At 69.7% G+C, this 6,451-nt stretch carries 5 protein-coding genes; 1 reads left to right on the forward strand and 4 read right to left on the reverse strand.

The window, feature by feature from the left end:
• Window positions 1-11 precede the first annotated feature (11 nt).
• Window positions 12-1,178 carry a GuaB3 family IMP dehydrogenase-related protein gene (locus VK923_20035; GenBank protein ID HSJ46968.1) on the reverse strand — a complete coding sequence of 389 codons (1,167 nt, stop codon included), beginning with the start codon at window positions 1,176-1,178 and terminating at the stop codon, window positions 12-14.
• Here VK923_20035 and VK923_20040 point away from each other — a divergent pair.
• On the forward strand, window positions 1,133-1,876 hold the full coding sequence (locus VK923_20040) for a DUF5319 family protein (protein HSJ46969.1): 744 nt from the start codon (window positions 1,133-1,135) through the stop codon (window positions 1,874-1,876). The two genes, VK923_20035 and VK923_20040, sit on opposite strands and share 46 nt — an antisense overlap.
• Before the next feature lie 81 nt (window positions 1,877-1,957).
• Here the strand turns inward: VK923_20040 and VK923_20045 are convergent, their stop codons facing one another.
• The 3 genes from VK923_20045 to VK923_20055 form a co-directional block, all read right to left on the reverse strand.
• Window positions 1,958-3,730, reverse strand: coding sequence for an SLC13 family permease (locus VK923_20045; protein HSJ46970.1), 1,773 nt, complete (start codon window positions 3,728-3,730; stop codon window positions 1,958-1,960).
• Between the two features lie 203 nt (window positions 3,731-3,933).
• Window positions 3,934-4,593 (reverse strand): endonuclease NucS, encoded by a 660-nt coding sequence (gene nucS / locus VK923_20050; protein HSJ46971.1) that lies wholly within the window; start codon window positions 4,591-4,593, stop codon window positions 3,934-3,936.
• Between the two features lie 487 nt (window positions 4,594-5,080).
• The coding region (locus VK923_20055) for an AAA family ATPase (protein HSJ46972.1) at window positions 5,081-6,451 on the reverse strand (1,371 nt) is incomplete at its 5' end.

Here is a 6,451-nt window from a genome sequence, read left to right on the forward strand (position 1 = left end):
GAGCTACCGGCTCAGCGGCGCCCCATGCCGACGCCCTGCTGGCGCTGGTAGTGCTTGCCCTCGGTCTGCAACGACGGCGCGATCAGCACCTCGGCGCGTTGGAACTCCTTGATCGTCGCGTAGCCGCAGGTCGCCATGGACGTCCGCAGTGCACCGAACAGGTTCAGCGTGCCGTCGTTCTGGGCCGCGGGACCCTCGAGGATCTCGCGCAGCGACCCGACGGAGTCGACCTTGACGCGCGCGCCACGCGGCAGGTCGGGGTGAAACGTGGCCATGCCCCAGTGGTAGCCGCGGCCCGGTGCCTCTGACGCCCGCGCCAGTGGCGAACCGAGCATGACCGCGTCGGCACCGCAGGCGATCGCCTTCGCGATGTCGCCGCCCGTGCGCATGCCGCCATCGGCGATGATCTGGACGTAGCGCCCTGTCTCCTCCAGGTGGCGGACACGCGCACCCGCGGCGTCGGCGATGGCGGTCGCCTGCGGCACGCCGATGCCCAGCACGCCGCGCGTCGTGCAGGCGTTGCCCGGTCCGACGCCGACCAGGATGCCGGCGGCGCCGGTGCGGGCCAGGTGCAGGGCGCTGGCGTAGGAGGCGCACCCGCCGACGATCACCGGGATGTCGTAGCGGGCGATGAACTCCTTGAGGTTGAGCGGTTCCTCGCGACTGGACACGTGCTCGGCCGAGACGACGGTGCCCTGGATCACGAGGATGTCCAGGCCGGCCTCCAGCGCGACCTGGTGGTACTGCTCGACCCGCTGCGGCGTGAGCGAGGCGGCGGCGACGATGCCGGCCGATTTCAGCTCGGTGACGCGCTGGTTGATCAGGTCCGCGTCGATCGGCTGCTTGTAGATCTCCTGCATCCGGGCCGTCGCGACCGTCGTGTCGAGCTCTGCGATCTCGGCCAGGAGCGGCTCGGGGTCGGTGTAGCGCGTCCACAGCCCTTCGAGGCTGAGCACGCCGAGCCCGCCGATGCGTCCCAGCTCGGCGACGCTGTGCGGCGAGGACACCCCGTCCATCGCCGCGCCGAGCAGGGGGAGATCGAACTCGTATGCGTCGATCTGCCAGGTGATGTCCACATCGTGCGGGTCCCTGGTGCGACGGGACGGCACGATGGCGATGTCATCGAAGCCGTATGCCCGTCGCCCGCTCTTGCCGATGCCGATCTCGATCTCGGCCACGCGCGCTTCCTTGTGACGTCGTGGAGTGCCCAACGATCCAGAACCACAGGTACGCCCGTACCGGCGGTCGGGGGGGAAGTACGGTGGAGTGTAGCGTCTCACCGACGCCCTCCAGTGGTGCGGACGACAAAGGACGGCCCACGGCCATGAGCGATGAGTACGACGACTTCGAAGAGGTGCCACAGCCCCGGTTGGGACGGCAGGAGGCGGCGCTGATCCGCCGCGACCTCGACGATCTGGCGGCCTTCCGGCACACGTTCGAACCCGAGGGGTTCAAGGGGGTCAGCCTGTTCTGCGTCGACTGCGCCGAAGAGCACTACTACGAGTGGCAGATGCTCGAGCACAACCTCGAGGAGCTGCTCAAGTCCGGCGAGACCCCGGTCCACGAGCCGGCCTTCGACCCGAAGCCCGACGAGTACGTCAACTGGGAGTACGCGCAGGGTTACCTCGACGGCCTTGCTGACGGTGGCATGCCGGCCCTGCCCACACAGATGACGTCGACAGGCGGGTGTCCGTTCTGCGGGGCGCAGCTGCCCGAGCACTCCGAGAACCTGGTGTTCTGCCCACTGTGCGGCACGCACCTGGGCCCCGCGCGGATCGCCCGGGCGCTGCTGGACCGCGGCTGGTCGACCGACGACGTCAGCGACCTGCTCCGCGGTGCCCGGATCCCCCCGATGCAGGGTATGGCCGACGGCTGAGCCCGTCAGGGGACCCGGACAGCGCTCCGCGGTGAGGTCCGTCCCGAGAACCAGAGGTGCCGCGCGTTGCGGGCGGACCGGTCACATGGTCGTGTGGACGACGCCCACCGTCAGGGCGAGCACCAGCGCGGTCAGCGGAAAGCCCAGCCGCGGGTAGTCGGCGAAGCGGTAGCCGCCGAGGCCGTAGACGATCGTGTTGGTCTGGTACCCGATCGGGGTCAGGAACGACGCGCTGGCGGCCACCGCGACCGCGATCGCGAACGCCCGAGGGTCCGCATCGACGGTGCCCGCCGTGGTGAACGCGATCGGGAACATCAGCACGGCGGCCGCGTTGTTCGTGATCATCTCGGTCAGCACGATCGTCGCGACGACCACACCCAGCAGCGCGCCGATCTCGCCGAACGACCCGAACGCAGCCAGCAGCACGCCGGCCGCGGCGTCGGCGAGGCCCGTGCTCTCCATCGCCGCGCCGATCCCGAACGCTGCGCCGATCACGATGATCACGTCGAGGTCGACGGCGTCCCGCGCCTCGCGCAGCGTGAGCACCCCGGTCGCCACCAGCGCGATGGTCGTCAGTAGGGCTGCGTCGAGGATGTCGAGCAGGCCCGATCCCGCGACGATCACGAGCAGGCCGGTCAGTGCCAGTACCAGCGGCGCTTTGCGCGTGCGGGCCGGTGACGTGCCGCCGATGCGCGCCACGACCAGGAAGTCGCCCGACTCGCGCCAGTTCTCGCGGAAGCTGACGTCGGCCAGCAGCAGCAGGGTGTCACCCGCGCGGAGCTGCAGATCGCCGAGCTTGGCCTCAACCCGCTGCCCGGCCCGGTGCACCGCCAGCACGGCCGCGTCGTACCGGCTTCGGAAGCCGGTGTCCTTCAGGGTGCTGCCCGTCAGCTCAGAGGCCGAGCCGAGCACCACCTCGAAGAAGGCCTGGCGGGTCTCGTCGATGCCGTAGAGGTGGTGCTCCTCCGTGGATGCCAGGCCGCGGATGCGCTGCAGGTCGACGATCAGGTCGACGTTGCCCACGAAGCTGAGCACGTCGCCGGCCGACAGCACCTCGCCCGGCCCCACCGGTGCGATCACATGGCCGGTCCGCTCGATGCGCACCAGGAACACGCCCTGCAGCTCACGAAGGCCCGCTTCCTCGACCGACAGCCCCACCAGGGCCCCGTCGTCGACGACGCGCATGTCGACCGAGAATTCGCGGACCTGCTCCTTGAGGTCGATCTTGGCGCCCCTGCGGGTGCGCAGCAGGACCGGGGCCAGTGCGACGAGCAGCCCCAGACCGCCGATCGCCACCGGCGCGCCGACACGCGTGATCTCGAACAGGCCGAGCGGCGGCTGGCCGCGGTCGACCAGGAGGCCCGACACCACCAGGTTGGTCGACGTGCCGATGGACGTGACGACGCCGCCGAGGATCGCGGCGAACGACAGCGGCATGAGCAGCGGTGCCGCTGACCGCCCACGCTGCTCAGCCCACGTTGCGACCTGGGGCGCGGTCATGGCGACGATCGGCGTGTTGTTGAGGAACGCCGACGCGCCCGCGACCGGCACCAGCAGCCGTGCAAGCGTCCCACGGATGGAGCGGTGCTGCTCGCCCGACCCGAGCACACGCGACAGCAACGGGTCCAGCGCACCGGTGATCTCGACCGCGCGGGCGAGCACGTACAGGGCGGCCACCGTGATCGGCGCGGGGTTGGCGAAGCCGCTGAAGGCGGTCTCGGCGTCGATCACGCCGGTCAGGACCAGCGTGATGGCAGCGCCGAGCACCACGACGGCCGGAGGCAGCGCGTCGCGCACCAGCAGCACCAGGCTCGCGGCGATGACCGCGAGCGTCAGCCATGCGTCAGGTGTCATGTGCTCATCGTGGTGGTGTGCTCAGGCGTCGACACGCCGGCGTGGAAGGCATCGGCACGTGGTCGACCGACGATACCGCACACGGCCCGGCGCCGTGATCGTCCGTCCGCACCACACCTCCGGTGAGGAGCCGTGTCCCGCGGGCGGTGGGTCGTGTCGAATATCCGGGCACACGCCGCACACGAGGCCACCGTCCGAGTACCTCAGAACAGCCGCAGGTCGTCGGACTGCCGGCCGCGCAGGAGGTCGTAGTCGACCTCGATCCACGTGATCCCACGCTCAGCCGCCAGCACACGCGCCTGTGGTTTGACCCGCTGGGCCGCAAAGATGCCGGAGACCGGCCGCAGCAGCGGATCACGGTTGAGCCGCTCGAGGTAGCGCCGCAGCTGCTCGACACCGTCGACCTCTCCCCGCCGCTTGATCTCGACCGCGATGTGGGAGCCTTCGGCGTCACGGCACAGCAGGTCGACGGGCCCGATGTCGGTCGGGTACTCGCGACGTACGAGCTCGAGCCCGTCCGCGAGCGTGTCCGGGTGGTCGGCGAGCAACTGCTGGAGGTCGGCTTCGACGCCGTCCTTCGTCAGGCCCGGATCCTCGCCGAAGGCGTGGCTGGTATCCGACAGCACCTCCAGCAGGGTGATCTCGAGACGTTCGCCCTTGCCGTTGGTCACGACCCAGCGGTCAGGCTGGTCGTCGAGCACGTTCGGCGCGTTCATCCAGTTCAGTGGCTTGTAGGCGCCGCCGTCGGCGTGCACGGCGACGCAGCCGTCGGCCTTGACCATCAGCAGGCGGACAGCCTCGGGCAAGTGCGCCTGAAGCCGGCCCGAATAGTCGACGGTGCAGCGTGCGACCACCAATCGCATCCCGGCAGCCTAGCGGACCGCCGCCCGGGTCACCGTGGCCTCGACGATCCGCGGGCGCCTGGCGCCCGGTCGACGACGGCATCAGTCTGCCCGACGCGCTCGACCAGCGTCGCGCGGTGCGGGACCCGGATGCGCCGGGACCGGACATGCGAAGGGCCCGGCACTCTTTGCGTGCCGGGCCCGCACTCGGGCGACGCGGCCGTGACGTCGAGGGGGTGACTCTTGGCGTCACCCACCTGCCGCGGCCGTGCCCGACGTTTCGTGCGGCATCCCTGTCGGCCACGTCGGCGTGGCCTTCAGCCTCGCCGTGGACCGTGGCTGTCCGGTGCCGCAGACCTTGCTGTCGTGTGACCGTTGCGTGGCGTCGCGGTCCCGCGGAGTTACCGCGAACGCCGGAGGACAAGCGACTGTACCACCTTGGACGGGACCTGTCAGACGCCGCGACGCGGGCCCGTGGACCCGCGTCGCTCGGACCGGGAGACAGCGCCTAGTTCTCGCCGGCCGCCGGGAGTTCGCCGGAGCCGGAGCTCGCCAGCTCGACCTCGGGCGTGTCGGGTGCGTCGACGGCACGGAACACGACCTCGTCGTCCTCGATGTCGACGACGATCAGCTGCCCGGCGTTGAACTCGTTCCACAACAGCCGCTCGGACAGCGCGTCCTCGATCTGGCGCTGGATCGTCCGGCGCAGCGGGCGCGCGCCAAGCTCGGCGTCGTAGCCCTTGTCGGCCAGCCAGGTCTTGGCGTCCTCGGTCAGCTCGATGTCGAGGTCCTTTGCCTTGAGCTGGCTCTGGACCCGCTTGAGCATGAGGTCGACGATGGACTTGACCTCCAGCCTCGTCAGCTGGTGGAAGACGATCGTCTCGTCTATCCGGTTGAGGAACTCGGGCCGGAAGTGGCGCTTGAGCTCCTCGTCGACCTGCGCCTTCATGCGCTCGTACACGCTGCTCTCGTCGGCGCCCGAGGAGAACCCCAGCGCCTGCTGCCCGAGGTTCTTGGTGCCCAGGTTCGACGTCATGATCAGGACGGTGTTCTTGAAGTCCACTGTCTTGCCCTGCGCGTCGGTCAGGCGTCCGTCCTCGAGGATCTGCAGCAGTGCGTTGAAGACGTCCGGGTGAGCCTTCTCGACCTCGTCGAACAGCACCACGCTGAACGGCCGGCGGCGGACCGCCTCGGTCAGCTGACCTCCCTCCTCGTAGCCGACGTAGCCCGGGGGCGAGCCGACCAGGCGGGAGACCGTGTGCTTCTCCATGTACTCGGACATGTCGAGCTGGATCAGCGCCGTCTCGTCGCCGAAGAGGAACTCGGCGAGCGTCTTGGCCAGCTCGGTCTTGCCGACGCCGGAGGGCCCCAGGAAGATGAACGAGCCGCTGGGGCGCTTGGGGTCCTTCAGGCCGGCGCGCGTGCGGCGGATGGCCTGGCTGACCGCCTTGATGGCGTCCTGCTGGCCGACGACCCGCTTGTGCAGCTCGTCCTCCATGCGCAGCAGCTTCTGCGTCTCTTCCTCGGTGAGCTTGTAGACGGGGATGCCCGTCCACACGGAGAGCACCTCGGCGATGGCCTCTTCGTCGACCTCGTCGAACAGGTCGACGCCCGAGTCCTTGATCTCCTGCTCCTTGGTCTCCTTGCGGGCGAGCAGCTCCTTCTCGGCGTCGCGGAGGCGGCCCGCCTCTTCGAAGTCCTGCGACTCGACGGCCTTCTTCTTGGACTCGACCACGGCCGCGAGCTCGTTCTCGAGGTCCTTGTAGTCGGCCGGGGTCTGCATGCGCTTGATGCGCAGGCGGCTGCCGGCCTCGTCGATGAGGTCGATGGCCTTGTCGGGCAGGAACCGGTCGCTGATGTAGCGGTCGGCCAGGTTGGC

The organism is Euzebyales bacterium (assembly GCA_035461305.1).
Classification (GTDB): Bacteria; Actinomycetota; Nitriliruptoria; order Euzebyales; family JAHELV01; genus JAHELV01.